This window comes from Gordonia pseudamarae (assembly GCF_025273675.1).
In the GTDB taxonomy this organism is placed as follows: domain Bacteria; phylum Actinomycetota; class Actinomycetes; order Mycobacteriales; family Mycobacteriaceae; genus Gordonia; species Gordonia pseudamarae.
In genome coordinates, this window is record NZ_CP045809.1 from 4101264 (window position 1) to 4118918 (window position 17655).

Genomic DNA, 17655 nt, shown 5'->3' on the forward strand with positions numbered 1-17655 from the left:
TCGAGGGTGGGTACTCACATCCTGTCGTTGAGCTTGCGGCTGATGGCCCGTTCGGTGTCGTACTCGTCGAGATCCATCTCGCCGAAATCGAAGGCCAGGTCGTCAAACTTCTTGGTCCCACCGTCCCGATGGGTGTCGCCGGTCCCGGCGGGCCGGTCCTCGTCCGGGTCACCGTCCCCGGCGTCCGGGTCATCCTCGGCGTCCAGGTCGTCACGGTCCCGATTCTGCTCGTCGTCCCAGTCCTGCTCGTCGTCCCAGTCCTGCTCGTCGTCCCAGTCCTGATCGTCGTCCTGATCAGTGGCATTGCCCCGGTCGCGGTGTCCGTTCCGGTTCCGCGCGTCGGCCGATCGCGGTTCACCGGACCGGCCGGCGCGCGCCGCGCGGGTGGAGGGCAGCAATGCGTGAATCACGACGACCAGACCACCGACGAGGACGCTCCAGCCCAGAGTGAATATGCCGGTGGTGACCGGTGTGACACCCACCTCGCCGAGTTCGCCGATCCGGCCGCCGGACAGTTGCGCGAGAAGCGTGATCAGGCCCGCGGCGGCGGCACCGGCGACGGCGACGGCGCGCAAGTGCGAGAACGGGTTGACCGACCGGCACCGGACGGCCACGAACAGCGCGATCACCGTGGGCACCGCGAACCCCATGGCACCGGTGGTGCCGAGCCCCTCGCCGGGGAGTGCGGCCAACAGCGGCAGCGGCGGCACGTCGCCGCCGGTCACGCTCATCAGATCGACGGAGGCGGTACCGACCTGCGCCCGCGACCCGACCAGGACGGCGGCGGCACCGACGATCAGATTGGGCAGGTACAGCACCGACAGCACACCGAGGCCGAGGTAGCCGTCGAAGTCGTAGCCCTCATCGAACAGGATGGTCAGTTGGTCCCAGTTGAGGATCAGCCGGGCCGTCACCAGTACACCGCCCGCGGCCAACAACGCGAGCAGGGCCGCCACACCGAACCGCAGCCCGGTGCGGTCGGCCGAGGTGACGGTGAGGTGCCGTTCCCACAGCGGACGCGAATATCTCCCGTCGCGGTGCTCGCCCCGGGCGGCCCCCACCCCGAGCGCGGCGGCGGCCGCGTGGACCAGCATCGTGTGGGTGAACGCGGCCAGTGCGTCCGGGCTCTGGATCTGCGAGGTCGACGATCCGTCCATGACGACGGCCACGGCCATCGCCGTGAGCACCATCGGCCCGCCGACGGCCGCGGCGACGATCGCGCCCAGTTCGCCCCGGTCGCGTCCGTGGCCGGCGGACCGCACGACGCGCGCGGTGCCGGCCATCACCAGCAGCGTCGGCAGCAGCGGGAGTGCGCCGAGGGTGACCCCCGACAGGGAGACCGGCACCTGGTGGACGGCGAGCCACAGGGCGCCGATGGTGCCGACGAGCCCGCTCAGGCCGCCGCCGGCCAGCAGGACGGTGAGAACCGTGAGGACGGTGAGCACCGCGAGGGTGACCAGCGGTGTGACGAAGGCGACGATGAGCAGTTCGCGGGTGGAACCGTCGACCACCATGCGGCGCTCACGCCTGTCGCGCCGCGCCTGCCTCAGGCGCGACGCGAGATTGTCGGTCCGGGTCGCCGTTCGTGTCGCCATCACTTCCGAGACTGACACGTCCCGTTGGCAACATCGGTCAGACGCGCCGCACCAACCCCAAAATTCACATCCTCACCGCAGACTCGGGATGTGGCCGAAACAACAGCGAGGGTCTGCCCCGATCGGCAGACCCTCGCTGGCTGGACCGGGTATCGGCGCAGGCTCAGAAGCCGTAGCCGCCGGGGGTGAAGTTGCTCTGCTGTCCCCCGCCGGGCTGTCCCCCGCCGGGCTGACCGCCGCCGGGCTGGTTCGGGTTGTTGAACACGGTGGTCGCGCTGTCCGAACCGGGCGTGTTGCCGTAGCCGCCGCCGTAGGACGGACCGCCCGAGGCGGCAGCACCCGGATCGGTCGCCGGCTTGGGGGCGTTGGACGCCTGACCGGCCGCCGCACCCTGACCGTAGCCGGACTGGCCGTACTGTCCGGCGCCGTAGCTGCCGTAGGACGCTCCGTAGGGGGTGCCCGCCGCGTCCGCACCGGGCTGCGTGGGGGCGGCCGGAGCCGCGGTCGGTGTGCCACCGGCGGGGGTGGCCGGAGCACTCGGACCCGTCTTGACCAGGCCGGAGTCGACGAGCAGCCACAGCACCGCGGCGATGGACATCAAGATGCCGCCCACCAGCACGATGATGGCACCGGCACCGGTGCCCGGGTCCAGATCACCCTTCTTGACTATCGCGAACAGCGTGACGATCGTGCCCGTCACCGTCAGTGCGGTGATCACCCCGACGGGCGGGGTCTTGCCGCCGGGCAGGAACGCGGTGAGCGCGAGCAGACCCGCGACGACGATGGCGACATACGGGGCCGCGAACGGCGAACTGGTGCCGAACACAGGCACCGACAGACTCTCGTCGGAGATTCCGGGTGCGAAACCGCAGAACAGCACGATCACGCCGAGGACACCGACCGCCGCCGACAGGATCAGCGAGGTGTTGGCGGGCAGCCCCTGGCTCGACTGGGCCGGCGCGCCGGACGCCCCGTAGCCGTAGCGGCCGGGTGCCTGTTGCGGCGACTGGCCGTAGCCGGGCGCTCCGCCCCCGTACGCCGGCTGCTGACCGTAGCTCTGTTGCTGCCCGTACGACTGCTGCTGGGCAGCCGGATCCTGCTGTCCTGCACCTTGTTGTCCGGGGCCCTGCTGACCGTAGCCCGGGTACTGTCCGTAGGACTGACCGGAAGCGCCGGGCTGCTGCCCGTAGCCACCACCTGGTTGATACGACATAATGCTCTGTACTCCTGCTCGGTTGTGGTCGCCCCCCGCGGTGAGCGCAATGGACCTCGTTCCACGGTAGTACACCCGATGCGGTGATTCGCAAGCCTCGCCGTCACATCCACATGAACATCGGAGGCATTCGCACCTATGCGCACAGCCTCGGTCGGGGTCCCCGTGCCGTCACCAGAGGTGTTGACGCCCCAGTCGCGCATAGAGGTCGATGAGTGAGAAGTCATCGACCGACCGAGGATCCAGGTTCACCTCGGACCGGCCGGCGAGGATGGCCGTCACCGGGACCTCGAGTTTCTTTCCGGTGCGGGTATGTGGAATGCCGGGCACCTCGATCACCTCGTCGGGGACGTGTCGCGGCGAGAGCCGGGTGCGGATCTCGGCCGCGATGCGCGCCCGTAGATCGTCGTCGACCACCGCCCCCTCGGCGAGGGTGACGAACAACGGCATCCAGTACGCGCCGTCGGGGCCGTCGACACCGAGGACGAAGGCCTCGGTGATCTCGTCGAAGCCCTCGACCACCTCGTAGATGTCGGCCGAGCCCATCCGGATACCGTGCCGGTTGAGGGTGGCGTCACTGCGTCCGTGGATGACCAGGGATCCGCGGTCGGTGACCGTTACCCAGTCGCCGTGCCGCCAGACCGGCCCGGACGCCGCACCCCCCTCCCACTCATGGTCGAAATAGGCTGAGCGGTAACGTTTTCCGCCTGGATCATCCCAGAAGAAGATCGGCATCGACGGCATCGGCGCGGTGATCACCATCTCCCCCACCTCACCGATCAACGGAGTGCGGTCGGGCGCCCAGCTATCCAGCGCCACACCGAGATAACGTACCGAAAGCTCGCCCGCGACAACCGGGACACCCACACTGCCACCGGCGAACGCCGAGACCACGTCGGTGCCGCCGCTGATCGAGGAGATCGGCAGGCCCGCAGACACATTCGCGTCCACCCAGCCGAAGAGGTCGGCGGCCAGGGTGGATCCGGTACTGCCCAGGGTGCGCAACGTGGACAGGTCGTGATCGCGGCCCGGTGACAGACCGGCCTTCTGCGAGGCGCGCAACTGGCCGGGGCTGGTGCCCAGGTAGGTGACATGTTCGGATTCGACGAGCCGCCACAACCGGTCGGCGTCGGGATACAGCGGCGAGCCGCTGTAGGTGACGATCGTCGCCCCGGTCAGCAGCCCGCCCACCTGGAAGTTCCACATCATCCAGCTCAGCGCCGTATGCCAGAAGAAGATGTCTCCGCGCCGCAGATCGGCGTGCAGGCCCGCGGCCTTCAGGTGTTCGAGCACCACCCCGCCGTGACCGTGCACGATGCCCTTGGGCTTACCGGTGGTGCCGGAACTGAACAGCACCCACAGCGGATGGTCGAACGGCACCGGGCGCGGCGGCACGCGGTGCGCACCGCCCACCGCGTCGGCGAAAGCGCACACGCGGACCGGCCCGTCCGGAGCGTCAGGCGCGGGCGGCCCGTCGGCGGGGACGACGACGATATGCGCGACGAGATCTGTCAGCAGACCGGCCAGTTCGGCGCTGTCGGCGTTCTTGTCGGCGAGCTTGCCGTTGAAGCGGTACCCGGTCGAGGAGAACAGCACCCTGGGCCGCAGCTGACCGAGCCGGGCCGCCGCCCCCTCGGGTGCGTAGTCCTGACCGCAACCCGACCAGATCGCCCCCAGGGAGACCGTCGCCAGGAACGCCACCACCGTTTCGGGGATGTCGGGCAGATACGCCGCGACCACATCGCCCTCACCGACACCGAGTTCCTCCAGGGTGCCCGCGAGCCGGGCCACCTGGTCGGCCAGCCGCGACCACGACAGTTCCGCGCGTTCGCCGTCCTCGGTGACGCCGACGATCGCCGTGCCCGGCTGATCGGCGTGCGCCAGGATCTGGTCCACATAGTTCAGGCGCATCGCCGGGAACCAGCGCGCGCCGGGCATCGTGGCCCCTGACGTCGCCGGGGCCAGCACCGCGTGGTCATCGGGACCCAACGGACCGCCGTCGGCCGCGGCCGCGCGCTCCGAAACGCCGTAGAAGTCCCAGACCGCGCGCCAGAACGTCGCCGGGTTGTCGACCGACCACTGCCACAGCCGTCCGTACTCGGCGCCGCCCAGGCCGACCGATTCGGCGAATGCCTCGATCTGACCGGTGCTCATGTCACCCCCGTGCGCGGGCCAGGACCGCCTGTGCCTGCCGCAGCACCGGGCCGTCGACCATCTGCCCGTCGATGGAGAACACCCCGCCCAGGTGCTCGGCCGAACCGTCGACAACCTTCTTCGCCCACACGATCTCGTCCTCGGTGGGCTCGTAGCCGGCCTGGATGTGCACCACCTGCGAGGGATGGATGCAGGCGGTGGCGGCGTACCCCAGGGCAACGGCGTCACGGATCTCGGCGACCAGCCCGTCCACGTCGTCGATGTCCAGGTGTACCGAGTCGACGGCGAACTTGCCGTACGCCGCCGCGGCCAGCCGGGTCACCGACCGCACCCACCGCGCCACGTCCCGGTAGGTGCCCGGATTCTCCTCTCCGTCACCGAAGCGGCTCGACTTGCCGCCCAGCCCGGCCACCAGATCCTCGGCACCCCACATCAGGCCGATGCAGTTGCTGACGGCGGCGATCTCGTTGACCCTGGTGGCGCCGAACGGCGTCTCCACCAGCGCGATCGTCTGCAGCGCGGTCTCGATCACCGACTCGGGGGTCTCGGACTTGGCCTGCATCACCACCCGATAGTCGGTCTCGGCGACGGCGGCGAGGTCGCGCCGATAGTCGCCGGTGGTCGCCGGGTTGATCCGCACCACGACGCGGTCGGGATCAATCGGGTTGGCGATCAGCGCCTCACGCGCGGCGGGCCGATTCTCCGGGCCGACGGCGTCCTCGAGGTCCAGGATCACCACATCGGCCCGGTCGAGGGCCTTGCGATAGCGATCGGGCCGGTCGGCCGGGCAGAACAGCATCGCCGGGCCGGGCGGGGTCCAGGCATTGGTCAGCAACTGTGTCATGCGATTACTCCACGGGTCGTTTACGGACGAGGGTCGAGCGGGTGGCCCGGGCGACGACGTCACCGTGCTGATTGCGCCCGATATGTGTCAGGTTGACGATGCCCTCACCGGGGCGCGACTTGGATTCGCGCTTGCCGGTGCATTCGGTTTCGCCGTACAGGGTGTCACCGGCGAACAGCGGGGCGGGAAAGGCGACCTCGCCGAAACCGAGATTGGCCACCAGGGTGCCCTGGGTCAGCTGCGCCACCGACAGCCCGACGACGGTCGAGAGGGTGAACATCGAATTGATCAGGCGCTGACCGCCGAAACCGGGCTGCCGCGCCGACCAGGCGGCATCGAGATGCAGTGCCTGGGTGTTCATCGTCAACGTGGTGAACAGGACGTTGTCGGCCTCGGTGACGGTGCGCCCGGGCCGGTGCTCGTAAATCGCGCCGATGTCGTATTCCTCGAACCACAGACCGCGCTGCACGATGCGCTCGCTCAATTTCCCCACATCCTTCGACGAGTGTGACCCATCTGGTATATCAGAGGGCCGGTGGGCGGCTCACACGTGCGGCGCTCAGGCGAAACCCAGTTCACGGGCGATCAGCATCAGCTGAACCTCGGTGGTGCCCTCGCCGATCTCCAGGATCTTCGAATCCCGGTAGTGCCGGGCCACCGGATACTCGTTCATAAAGCCGTAGCCGCCGTGGATCTGAGTGGCCGTCCGCGCGTTGTCCATCGCCGCCTCCGAGGAGATCATCTTGGCGATCGACGCCTCCTTCTTGAACGGCTTGCCGGCCAGCATCCTGGCGGCGGCGTCGTAGTAGGCGGTGCGGGCGACGTGTGCGCGCGCCTCCATCCGGGCGATAGCGAACGAGATCGACTGATACTGCCCGATCGGTTTGCCGAACGACTGCCGTTCCTTCGCGTACTTCACGCTCTCATCGACGCAGCCCTGCGCCACACCGGTGGCCAGCGCGGCGATCGCGATACGGCCCTCGTCCAGAATCGACAGGAAGTTGGCGTAGCCGCGGCCCCGTTCGCCGAGCAGGTTGCCGACGGGCACGCGGGCCTCGGAGAACGAGAGCGGATGGGTGTCCGAGGCATTCCAGCCGACCTTGTTGTAGGCGGGCTCGGCCACGAAACCCGGGGTATCCGACGGCACGATGATCGTGGATATCTCCTTGCGGCCGTCATCGGTCACGCCGGTGACTGCGGTGACGGTGACCAGCGAGGTGATGTCGGTACCGGAATTGGTGATGAATTGCTTGGCGCCGTTGATCACCCACTCGCCACCGTCCGGCCGGGCGGTGGTGGCGGTGGCCCCGGCATCGGATCCGGCACCCGGCTCGGTCAGACCGAAACCGGCCAGTGCCTTCCCCGCCAGAAGATCGGGCAGATAGCGCCGCTTCTGGTCCTCGGTGCCGTACTTGTAGATCGGCATCGCCCCGAGCCCGACGCCCGCCTCCAGGGTGATCGCCACCGACTGATCGACCTTGCCGAGCTCCTCCAGCGCCAGTGCGAGCGCGAAGTAGTCGCCGCCCATGCCGCCGTACTCCTCGGCGAACGGCAGTCCGAACAGTCCCATCTCGCCCATCTTGGCCACAACCTCGTACGGAAAGCTGTGCTCTTCATCGTGTTTGGCCGACACCGGGGCGACGACGGTCCGCGCGAAGTCACGCACCGTGTGCATCAGGTCGGTGTAGTCCTGTGTCAATTCCATGTCGGTTACCTTTTCGTTGTTGCTACCGCGCTGGTTGAGGTGTGACGAGCCGCTGGGCGAGGAGCCTCGAAACCCGGTGAGGCGACGATGTCATCTCACGAGGTTTCGAGGCTCGTCGCTTGCGCTCCTCGCACCTCAACCGACGAAGGGGGCACCTCAACCGACGAAGGGGGCACCTCAACCGACGAAGGGGGCACCTCAACCGACGAAGGGGGTGACTCAACCGGCGAAGGGGTCACTGTCGCGAGGATCTGGCCCGCGCCCACTTTATCGCCGGCCCTTGCCGACAGGGTGACCACACCGTCGACGGGTGCGGTCAGGGTGTGTTCCATCTTCATCGCCTCCACCACGATCACCGGGGCACCGGCGGCGACCGGTGCGCCGTCGGCGGCGGGTACCGCGACGACGGTACCGGGCATCGGACTGACCAGCTCACCGGCGTGGGTGGGGTCCGCGTCGGCGAGCACCGAACGCGCCAGGGTGAATCGCCAGGTACCGGGCACCCCCGATACCCACCAGGTGCCGTCGATGTCGACGGCCGACCACGACTGACTCACGCCGTTCACGATGAGACGTGAAACACCTTGGGCAACTTCGTGGTACACGATACCCGCCGTCCACGGGTCACGGCCGTCGTCATGGGTCAACGTCGCGACACCGTGCAGCGACGTTCCGGTCGCTTCCTCGACGACGATCGACACCGTGTACGCGTCGGCGCCGTCGGCGATCCGGGTGATCACCGGCGCCGGACCGCCGACCCGCCAACCCACCGCATTGCGCCACACGTCGCACTCACGGGCGCCGGTGCGGCACAACCCGACCAGCACCAGTGCCTCGGGAACCGGTTGTGGCCGCACATAATCCACCACGAGGCGATCGAGCAGTCCGGTGTCGAGCCGGGCGTCGATGATCTCGGGCCGGTTCAGGACGTGCCGACAGAAGTCGATATTGGTGACGACGCCGAGTACCCGGGTGTGGGCGAGCGCCGCGTCGAGCCGTTCCAGAGCCTGTTCCCGATCAGCGCCGTGGGCGATGACCTTGGCCAGCATAGGATCGTAGTCGCTGCCGACGACCAGACCCGGTAGCATCGACGAATCCACCCGCAGCCCAGGACCTTCCGGCTCCTGGAGGAGTGCGATGGTGCCGCCGGTGGGCAGGAATCCGGACGCCGGGTCCTCCGCGTACACCCGGGCCTCGACGGCGTGCCCGCGCACGACCACGTCGTCCTGGGTGAGCGAGAGCGTCTCGCCGCGGGCGACCCTGATCTGTTGTTCCACCAGGTCGACACCGGCGACCAGTTCGGTGACCGGGTGTTCCACCTGAAGTCGGGTGTTCATCTCCATGAAGAAGAAGTCGTCGGGCCGCTTGCCGGCCACGATGAACTCGACGGTGCCCGCGCCCGAGTAGCCGACGCTGCGCGCCGCATCGCATGCGGCCCGGCCGATACGGGCGCGGGTGGCCTCGTCGAGCAGCGCCGACGGCGCCTCCTCGATCACTTTCTGATGCCGGCGCTGCAACGAGCATTCACGTTCGCCGAGGTGAATCACCGTGCCGTGGTTGTCGGCGAGCACCTGTACCTCGATATGCCGCGGGGTGTCGACGAAATGTTCCAGGAACAGCGAGTCGTCGCCGAATGCCGTGCCCGCCTCACGCCGGGCACGCCGCAGCGCGGCCGGGAGATCGACCGGATCCTCGACGCAGTGCATTCCTTTGCCACCACCACCGGCGCTCGGCTTGATGAGCACCGGGAAACCTATGCCCGGGGCGGCGGCGATCAGGTCGTCATCGGTGAGGCCGGGCCGCGAAATACCCGGCACCACCGGCACATTCCGTTCGGCGACGGCGGCGCGGGCGGCGATCTTGTCCCCCATCGTGGCGATCGCCGCGGCGGGCGGGCCGATGAAGATGATCCCGGCCACCTCGAGTGCCGCGGCCAATCCCCGGTTCTCGGAAAGAAATCCGTAGCCCGGGTGGACCGCGTCGGCTCCGGTGGCGCGGGCCGCGCCGACGATCCTGCCGATATCAAGGTAGCTCTGTGCCGCCTCGGCCGGACCGATACGGACGGCGACATCGGCCTCGGCGACATGCCGGGCGTTCACATCGGCATCGGAATAGACCGCGACGCTGCGGATTCCCATGCGGCGCAGGGTGGTGATGACACGGCAGGCGATCTCGCCGCGGTTGGCGATAAGAACTGTACGAATGGCGGTTGCGGACATATCAGCGGGCTCACATTCGGAAGACGCCATAGGAGACGTCGGGCAGTGGTGCGTGGCGGCAGGTCTCCAGGGCCAGGCCGAGGACGGTGCGGGTGTCGGCCGGGTCGATGATGCCGTCGTCCCACAGCCGGGCGGTGGAGTAGTACGCGTCGGACTGCCGCTCGAACTGTTCGCGGATGGGCGTCTTGAACTCCTCTTCCGCGTCGCCGTCCCAGGTGTCGCCACGTCGTTCGATCTGGTTGCGGCGCACCGTGGCCAGGGTGTCGGCGGCCTGTGGGCCGCCCATCACCGAGATCCGCGCGTTGGGCCAGCTCCACAGGAATCGCGGGCTGTAGGCGCGACCGCACATCGAGTAGTTGCCCGCGCCGAACGAGCCGCCGATCATCACGGTGAACTTGGGGACCCGCGCGCAGGCGACCGCATTGACCATCTTGGCGCCGTTCTTGGCGATGCCGCCCTCCTCGTAGGCACGGCCCACCATGAATCCGGTGATGTTCTGGAGAAATACCAGCGGGATGGCGCGCTTGTCGCACAGTTCGATGAAATGCGCGCCCTTGAGGGCGGATTCGCTGAACAGCACGCCGTTGTTGGCGATAATGCCGACGGGATGCCCGTGGATACGGGCGAACGCGGTGACCAGCGTGGTGCCGTACAGTTCCTTGAACTCCGTGTACTCTCCGCCGTCGACGACGATCTCGATCACCTTACGTACGTCGTACGGGATACGCGGGTCGGTGGGCACCACTTCGTAGATGTCGGTCTGGGCCCGCCGCGGTTCACGCGGCGGCTCGGTCTCCCACCCCGCCGACCGGCGCGGCCCGAGGGTGGCGACGATCTCGCGCACCTTGGCCAGCGCCTGCTCGTCGTTGTCCACGAGGTGGTCGGCCACCCCGGACACCGACGAATGCATCAGCCCGCCGCCGAGGTCCTCGGCCGAGACGTCCTCCCCGGTGGCCGCCTTCACCAGCGGCGGCCCGGCCAGGAAGATGGTGCCCTGATCGCGCACGATCACCGTCTCGTCACTCATCGCCGGAACGTACGCACCGCCGGCGGTGGACGAGCCGAGTACCGCGGAGATCTGCGGGATGCCGGCGGCACTCATGGTGGCTTGATTGAAGAAGATACGGCCGAAGTGATCGCGGTCGGGGAACACCTCGTCCTGCTGCAGCAGCATCGCGCCACCCGAATCGACGAGGTAGACACACGGCAGCCTGTTGGTCGCGGCGATCTCCTGGGCCCGCAGGTGCTTCTTGACGGTGATCGGATAGTAGGTGCCGCCCGAGACGGTGGCGTCGTTGGCGACGATCATGCATTCACGGCCGTGGACGCGGCCGATGCCGGCGATGATCCCGGCCGAGGGTGCCTTGTCCCCGTACATGTCGATGGCCGCGAGCGGGGCGATCTCCAGGAACGGCGAACCGACGTCGAGCACCCCGTCGACACGCTCACGCGGCAGGAGTTTTCCCCGGGACAGGTGGCGTTGCCGGGCGGCCGCACCGCCGCCCTCGGCGACCGTACGCAGGCGGTCACGCAGGGCGGCCACATTGGCCTCGTGCGTGTCGCGGTAGCTGACTGTGCTGGTCACCATCAGCCTTTCAGTTAGTAGCGATTAACCGAAATGGAACCTACCATGTGTCGCCCGTCACCGAAAGCCGATCCACCCCGGGAAATCGGGCAAGTCGGTCCGGATCGCCGGCAGCACGGCCCAAGCCGCCCCGACCGTCCGATCGGATGGTTACGATGTCGCCAACTTTCAGGAGGAATCGTGACGCCGACCACAGCAGCACCCACCGGCGGGCAGGCCGTCTCGATGGCACAACGCAACTGGATCTTCGGCACCATCGTCATCGGGATGCTGCTGGCGGCACTCGACTCGACGATCGTCTCGACCGCCCTGCCCACCATCGTCGGCGACCTCGGTGGCGGCGGACACATGAGCTGGGTGGTCACCTCCTACCTACTCGCCCAAACCGTGTCGACGGTGCTCGCCGGCAAGTTCGGCGACCTGTACGGCCGCAAGGCGATCTTCATCAGCGCGGTCGCCGTGTTCATCGTCGGCTCGTTCTTCTGCGGACTCGCGAACAACATGGCCTGGCTGATCGTCGCCCGCGCCGTGCAGGGCATCGGCGGCGGTGCGATCACCGTGACCGCGACCGCACTGATCGCCGACGTGATCCCGTTGCGCGACCGGGGCAAGTACCAGGGCGCGCTCGGCGCCGTCTTCGGCGTCACCACCGTCATCGGCCCACTGCTCGGCGGCCTGTTCACCGACCATCTCTCGTGGCGGTGGGCGTTCTACATCAACGTACCGATCGCCCTGATCGTGATTCCGCTGGCATTCAAGACGATTCCGGGCATCAGCGAACGCGTCCGAGCCGAGATCGACTACCTGGGCATTGTTTTCGTCTCGCTGGGCGCGGTCGCGGTGACGCTCGGGTTGTCGTGGGGCGGATCGGAATACGCGTGGGATTCGGTACAGATCATCGGACTGTTCGCCGGGTCGGTGCTCAGCTTCGCCGTCTTTGTACTTGTCGAACACCGCGCGGCCGAACCGATCCTGCCGATGCACCTGTTCTCCGGGCGGGTGTTCACGATCTGCTCGATCCTGTCGTTCATCGTGGGTTTCGCGATGATGGGCGCGATGACATTCCTGCCGACATTCCTGCAGTACGTGCAGGGCACATCGGCCACCGATTCAGGTATCCGGATGCTGCCCATGGTGGTGGGCCTACTGCTCACGTCGGTCCTCGCCGGCGGCTACGTCGGCAAGACCGGACGGTATCGGGTGTTTCCCATCGCCGGTTCCGCGGTGATCGCGCTCGGACTGTACCTGCTGTCCCGCATGGACGAGGGCACCTCGATCCTGGTGACCTCGCTGTACATCTTCGTCCTCGGACTGGGCATCGGCCTGACGATGCAGGTGCTGACCCTGGTCGTCCAGAACACCTCGAGCTACGCCGACCTGGGCACCGCGACGTCGGCGGTCACCTTCTTCCGCACCCTGGGCATGTCGTTCGGCGCGGCGGTGATGGGCACGCTCTACGCCAACACACTGAGATCGGAACTGCCGCCGGCGATCATCGAGGCGACCCTGACCGATCCGGCGGCGGCGACCACGCCGGCGGGCCTGCACGCACTGCCCGACGCCCAGAAGGCGCCGATCATCCACGCCTACGCGCAAGCACTGCACGATGTGTTCCTGTGGGTCGTCCCCGTCGCGGTCGTGGCGTTGCTGCTCGCGATCTTCCTGCCGCAGGTGCCGATGCGCGAGGCCGCGAAAGAAAGCGCTCAGGGACCGGCCGAAGGATTCGGGATGCCCGAGCAGGGCAGCAGCCGGGTGCAATTGGAGACGATCGTCGGCCGGGTCTTGCGGCGCAACGAACGCGACGGGGTGTTGCGCCGCGTGATCGCCGACTCCGGCCATGACATCGACGTGCCGACCGCCTGGGGCGTGCTGACCGTCGGCATCCGCGAACGCTACCTCGGTGTCACGGCCACCCAGTCCTCCCTCGAACAGCGGATCGGACTCCCTGAAGGCGTGCTGACCTCGTTCTACGACGGCATCATCGACGCCGGCTACCTCACCCGGCACGGCGACACGCTGAGCCTGACCCGGACCGGTCGCGCCGAGGTGGAGACGCTGACCCGCATCTGGCGCGACTGGCTGGTCACCCAGGTGCGTGAATGGCTGCCCGAGAGCGCCGACGGCGGTGACCTCACCGCGGACGTCACCGCCGCCCTCGACCGGATCGGTCGCCGTGCCATCGAGGAGAGCAACACCCCACCGGCGGGCACGCCCTGAACTGACGGGCACGGCGCCTGACCGGGCACGGCGATCGGTGGGCCGAACAGCGCCGATCCGGCACATCGAACAGCGCCGATCCGGCGAATAGTGCGCCAGGTCACATCGGCGGCCTACGATGGCGGAGAACCCATCACCCCCGGGTTCGTCCACGACACAACCGTCGCGACCGGCCACCACCAACAGGCCCTCGGCGACGCTACATAAGGCCTGGTGATCCCATGACCCTCACGCCGCACCGTCCCGCACCCTCCCCCGTCGCGACCGAAACCCGGCTCGAGGACCGATACACCCGCGAGGACGGGACCGTCTACCTGACCGGCATCACCGCACTCGTCCGGATGATCGCCGACCGCACCCGCCTCGACCACTCACTCGGGCTGCGCACCGCATCGTTCGTGTCCGGCTACGAGGGTTCGCCGCTCGCCGGACTCGACCTCGAACTCGACCGTCGCCGCGCCCACCTGGCACCGCTGAACGTGGTGCACCGGCCCGGACTCAACGAAGAACTCGCCGCCACCTCCGTGATGGGTTCACAGCTCGCCCCCGGCATCGGGCTGCGGGCGGATTCGGGTATCGACGGCGTCGTCGGATACTGGTACGGCAAGGCCCCGGGTCTGGACCGGGCAACCGACGCGATCCGGCATGCCAACCTCGTGGGCACCCATCCCGACGGCGGTGCCGTCGCCATCGTGGGCGACGATCCCGGCGCCAAGAGTTCGACGGTGCCGTCGGCGTCGGAAATGGCACTCGCCGACCTGTGCATCCCCACCCTGTACCCGGCCGACTCGCAGGACATCCTCGACCTCGGGGTCCATGCGGCGCTGATGAGCCGGGCCACCGGTGTGTGGACGGCGCTCAAGATCTCCGCACACGTCGCCGACGGCGCCTCGACCGCACAGGTGCACCCGGACCGATTGCGGCCCGAATCGATCGGACGCAGCCCCCACGTGCCCAGCGGCAGACTTCTGGGCGCGTCCCTGATGGAGCTGGAACAGAACCAGCTCACCGTCCGCATTCCACGTGCCCTCGAGTACGCCCGCCGCAACCGGATCAACCGGATCGTGGTCAGCTCCCCCGACGACCGGATCGGTATCGTCGCCGCCGGAAAGACCTACCTCGATGTGCGTAATGCTCTGCGGCTGTTCAAGATCGACGACGACGATCTGCACCGCCTCGGCATCCGGATCCTCAAGCTGGGCATGGTGTACCCGCTCGACCCGGAGATCGTGCACACGTTCATCGGCGACACCGCCACCGGACGCGGACTGCGCGAGGTGATCGTCGTCGAGGAGAAGCGTGACTTCGTGGAAACCATGTTGCGCGACATCCTGTTCCGGCATCCCGGTGCACCGGCGATCGTCGGCAAGGTCAACGAGAACGGCTCCACCCTGTTCTCCCGGTTCGGCGAACTCGACGTCGACGCCGTCACCCGCGGCCTGGCCGGCCGGCTTGCCGACCACCACCACGTCCCGGCGGCACGCGACTGGCTCAGCAACGCCGCCCGCACCCGGACCCGCATCGAGCTGCCACTGGCGGTGCGCACCCCGTACTTCTGCTCGGGATGCCCCCACAACAGCTCCACCAGGGTCGCCGACGGCACCCTGGTGGGAGCCGGAATCGGTTGTCACGCCATGGTTCTGCTGATGGATCCGCGGCAGGTCGGTGACGTGGTGGGCACCACGCAGATGGGCGGTGAGGGCGCGCAGTGGATCGGGATGGCGCCGTTCGTGTCCCAGGATCATTTCGTGCAGAACATCGGCGACGGCACATTCGCGCATTCTGGATCGCTCGCGCTGCGGGCGGCGGTGGCCTCCGGCGAGAACATCACCTACAAACTGCTCTACAACGGCACCGTCGCCATGACCGGCGGGCAGGAAGCCGTCGGCGGACCCGGACTGGCACAGCTGGTATCGCTGCTGATGTCCGAAGGGGTGTCGCGGGTGGTTGTCACCTCCGACGATCCGCGCCGCACCCGGCGGCTGCTGCGGGACGCGCGACCGTCCGGGGTACGGGTCCGCCACCGCGACGAGTTGCTCACCGTGCACACAGAACTCGCCGCGATACCCGGAGTGACCGTACTCATCCACGATCAGCAGTGCGCCGCCGACAAGCGCCGCAAACGCAAGCGCGGACAACAGGACACCCCGGCCACCAGGGTGATGATCAACGAACGCATCTGCGAGGGCTGCGGTGACTGCGGCCGACAATCGAACTGTCTGTCGGTGCAGCCGGTGGACACCGAGTTCGGTCGCAAGACCCGCATAGACGAAAGCTCGTGCAACCTCGACTACTCGTGTCTGGACGGAGATTGTCCGGCGTTCGTGACGGTCACCCCGGGCACGCCCGAGCGCGTCGGCGTCGATGACATCGGTCCCGACCTGTCCGTCGTGATCCCCCCGTCGCTGGTTGAGGTGCCCCCGTCGGTTGAGGTGCCCTCGTCGGTTGAGGTGCCCCCTTCGTCGGTTGAGGTGCCCCCGTCGGTTGAGGTGCGAGGAGCGCAGGCGACGAGCCTCGAAACCCCGCACGATGACAATGTCACGTCACCGGGTTTCGAGGCTCCTCGCCCAGCGGCTCGTCATACCTCAACCAACGGGGGGAACGGCCCGGAGGACATCCGCCGCGGAGACGGAACGACCGGGACGTTCTCGATGCGGATCACCGGGATCGGCGGGACCGGGGTGGTGACGATCTCCCAGGTGATTGCCACCGCCGCGACACTGGACGGGCGGTCGGCGCGCACCGTCGACATGACCGGCCTGGCGCAGAAGGGCGGTGCGGTGGTCAGCGATGTGAAGATCACTCCCGAGCCGGCGGAGGAGGCGGCGAAGGTGGCGGCCCGTACCTGCGACCTGTACCTGGTGTGCGATGCCCTGGTGGGCACCGATCCGGTGAATCTCACGGTGACCGAGGCACATCGGACCACCGCCGTGGTGTCGACGACCAAGATGCCCACCGGTGCGATGGTGATCGACACCAAGGTCGGTTTTCCCGCCGACGCCGCTGTGCATTCGGCGATCGACGAACATGTGGGTCGGGCACTGTATCTGGATGCGGTGGCCACCAGCGATGCGCTGTTCGGAGACGAACAGTTCGCCAACATGCTGCTCGTCGGGGCCGCACACGAGACCGGTGCGCTGCCGGTGAGCGCGGCGTCGATCGAGCGGGCGATCGCGCTGAACGGGGTCGCGGTGGACACCAACATGCAGGCCTTCCGTCGCGGCCGCCAGTCGGTGGCCGACCCGGATGCACTGGCGGCCGCGCTCGCCATCCGCGTTCGGCACGCCGAAACCGCACCGTCGACCGATGCGGTGCGTGCGGTGGAGGCGGCCGGGATCACCGATCCTGCTGTCGGCGCGGTGACACGCCTGCGGTACGACGAGCTGGCGGCCTACGCCGACAGCGATTACGCCCGCGAATACCTGGCCGTGGTGGCCCGGGTCGACAGATCTGCTCTCGGCGCCGATGTCACCGAGGCGGTGGCGCGTCACCTATACAAACTGATGGCGTACAAGGACGAGTACGAGGTGGCCCGGCTGACCGCCGACCCCGCTTTCGCCGCCACCGTCGCCCACACCTATGGCGACGACGCGACCACCGCGGTGCGGCTGCATCCGCCGACACTGCGGGCGCTCGGCCTCCGCCATAAGGTCGGCTTCGGCCGGTGGGCGCGACCGGCGCTGACCGGGCTGGCCCGGATGAAGCGGCTGCGCGGTACCGCCCTCGATCCGTTCAGGTACACCGAGGTCCGCCGCACCGAACGCGAACTGATCGGCGAATACCGGGAGGTGATCGGGCAGGTGCTGGCCGCCTGGGACGACGGCCGGATCGGTGTGGACGACCGGCCGGCGATCATAGGGCTGCTGTCCCTGCCCGACATGGTGCGCGGCTACGAACACATCAAGCTCGACAATGTCGCACAGTATCGCGATACGGTGCGGCGCACACTGGCCGACCTGATCACATGACCTCGTCACCGAGAGAGAAGCGTAAGCCCCTCACCGATCGAAGTACAAGGAGCACAACCTTCCTCACCGGATGAGGAGCGCGCGCGACGAGCCTCGAAACCACGCACCCACAATGCCGCAGATCCACGACAGAGCGGGCCCGGCCCGATACTCGG

Annotated in this window: 10 protein-coding genes; 2 read left to right on the top strand and 8 right to left on the bottom strand. The window is 68.1% G+C overall.

The window, feature by feature from the left end; genetic code table 11:
• Nucleotides 1-14 precede the first annotated feature (14 nt).
• The 8 genes from GII31_RS17835 to GII31_RS17870 form a co-directional block, all read right to left on the bottom strand.
• Nucleotides 15-1595, bottom strand: a complete 1581-nt coding sequence (locus GII31_RS17835; RefSeq protein WP_213244705.1) for a cell division protein PerM — start codon at nt 1593-1595, stop codon at nt 15-17.
• A 163-nt stretch (nt 1596-1758) separates the two neighbouring features.
• Nucleotides 1759-2808, bottom strand: a complete 1050-nt coding sequence (locus GII31_RS17840; protein ID WP_213244706.1) for a DUF5336 domain-containing protein — start codon at nt 2806-2808, stop codon at nt 1759-1761.
• Nucleotides 2809-2979: 171 nt separating this feature from the next.
• On the bottom strand, nt 2980-4962 hold the full coding sequence (locus GII31_RS17845; protein WP_213244707.1) for an acetoacetate--CoA ligase: 1983 nt from the start codon (nt 4960-4962) through the stop codon (nt 2980-2982).
• A gap of 1 nt (nt 4963) precedes the next feature.
• On the bottom strand, nt 4964-5806 hold the full coding sequence (locus tag GII31_RS17850; protein ID WP_213244708.1) for an HpcH/HpaI aldolase/citrate lyase family protein: 843 nt from the start codon (nt 5804-5806) through the stop codon (nt 4964-4966).
• 4 nt (nt 5807-5810) lie between these two features.
• Nucleotides 5811-6290, bottom strand: coding sequence for a MaoC family dehydratase (locus GII31_RS17855; protein WP_213244709.1), 480 nt, complete (start codon nt 6288-6290; stop codon nt 5811-5813).
• Nucleotides 6291-6365: 75 nt separating this feature from the next.
• The gene (locus tag GII31_RS17860; protein ID WP_213244710.1) at nt 6366-7511 is read right to left on the bottom strand and encodes an acyl-CoA dehydrogenase family protein; all 1146 of its coding nucleotides are present in this window, start codon (nt 7509-7511) and stop codon (nt 6366-6368) included.
• Between the two features lie 95 nt (nt 7512-7606).
• Nucleotides 7607-9730 carry an acetyl/propionyl/methylcrotonyl-CoA carboxylase subunit alpha gene (locus GII31_RS17865; protein ID WP_213244711.1) on the bottom strand — a complete coding sequence of 708 codons (2124 nt, stop codon included), beginning with the start codon at nt 9728-9730 and terminating at the stop codon, nt 7607-7609.
• A 10-nt stretch (nt 9731-9740) separates the two neighbouring features.
• Nucleotides 9741-11318 carry a carboxyl transferase domain-containing protein gene (locus GII31_RS17870; protein WP_213244712.1) on the bottom strand — a complete coding sequence of 526 codons (1578 nt, stop codon included), beginning with the start codon at nt 11316-11318 and terminating at the stop codon, nt 9741-9743.
• A gap of 177 nt (nt 11319-11495) precedes the next feature.
• Here GII31_RS17870 and GII31_RS17875 point away from each other — a divergent pair, with 177 nt between their 5' ends.
• Both GII31_RS17875 and GII31_RS17880 read left to right on the top strand, forming a co-directional pair.
• Entirely contained in the window at nt 11496-13532 is a 2037-nt protein-coding gene (locus tag GII31_RS17875; protein WP_260840082.1) for an MDR family MFS transporter, read from the top strand.
• A gap of 221 nt (nt 13533-13753) precedes the next feature.
• Entirely contained in the window at nt 13754-17500 is a 3747-nt protein-coding gene (locus tag GII31_RS17880) for an indolepyruvate ferredoxin oxidoreductase family protein (RefSeq protein WP_213244713.1), read from the top strand.
• The last annotated feature ends 155 nt before the right edge of the window (nt 17501-17655 follow it).

Excerpts from the sequence above, each read along its gene's own strand:
- GII31_RS17850 (WP_213244708.1), bottom strand. The coding sequence starts at position 5,806 with ATGACACAGTTGCTGACCAATGCCTGGACCCCGCCCGGCCCGGCGATG.
- GII31_RS17860 (WP_213244710.1), bottom strand. The coding sequence starts at position 7,511 with ATGGAATTGACACAGGACTACACCGACCTGATGCACACGGTGCGTGAC.
- GII31_RS17870 (WP_213244712.1), bottom strand. The coding sequence starts at position 11,318 with ATGGTGACCAGCACAGTCAGCTACCGCGACACGCACGAGGCCAATGTG.
- GII31_RS17845 (WP_213244707.1), bottom strand. The coding sequence starts at position 4,962 with ATGAGCACCGGTCAGATCGAGGCATTCGCCGAATCGGTCGGCCTGGGC.
- GII31_RS17835 (WP_213244705.1), bottom strand. The coding sequence starts at position 1,595 with ATGGCGACACGAACGGCGACCCGGACCGACAATCTCGCGTCGCGCCTG.
- GII31_RS17880 (WP_213244713.1), top strand. The coding sequence starts at position 13,754 with ATGACCCTCACGCCGCACCGTCCCGCACCCTCCCCCGTCGCGACCGAA.
- GII31_RS17865 (WP_213244711.1), bottom strand. The coding sequence starts at position 9,730 with ATGTCCGCAACCGCCATTCGTACAGTTCTTATCGCCAACCGCGGCGAG.
- GII31_RS17840 (WP_213244706.1), bottom strand. The coding sequence starts at position 2,808 with ATGTCGTATCAACCAGGTGGTGGCTACGGGCAGCAGCCCGGCGCTTCC.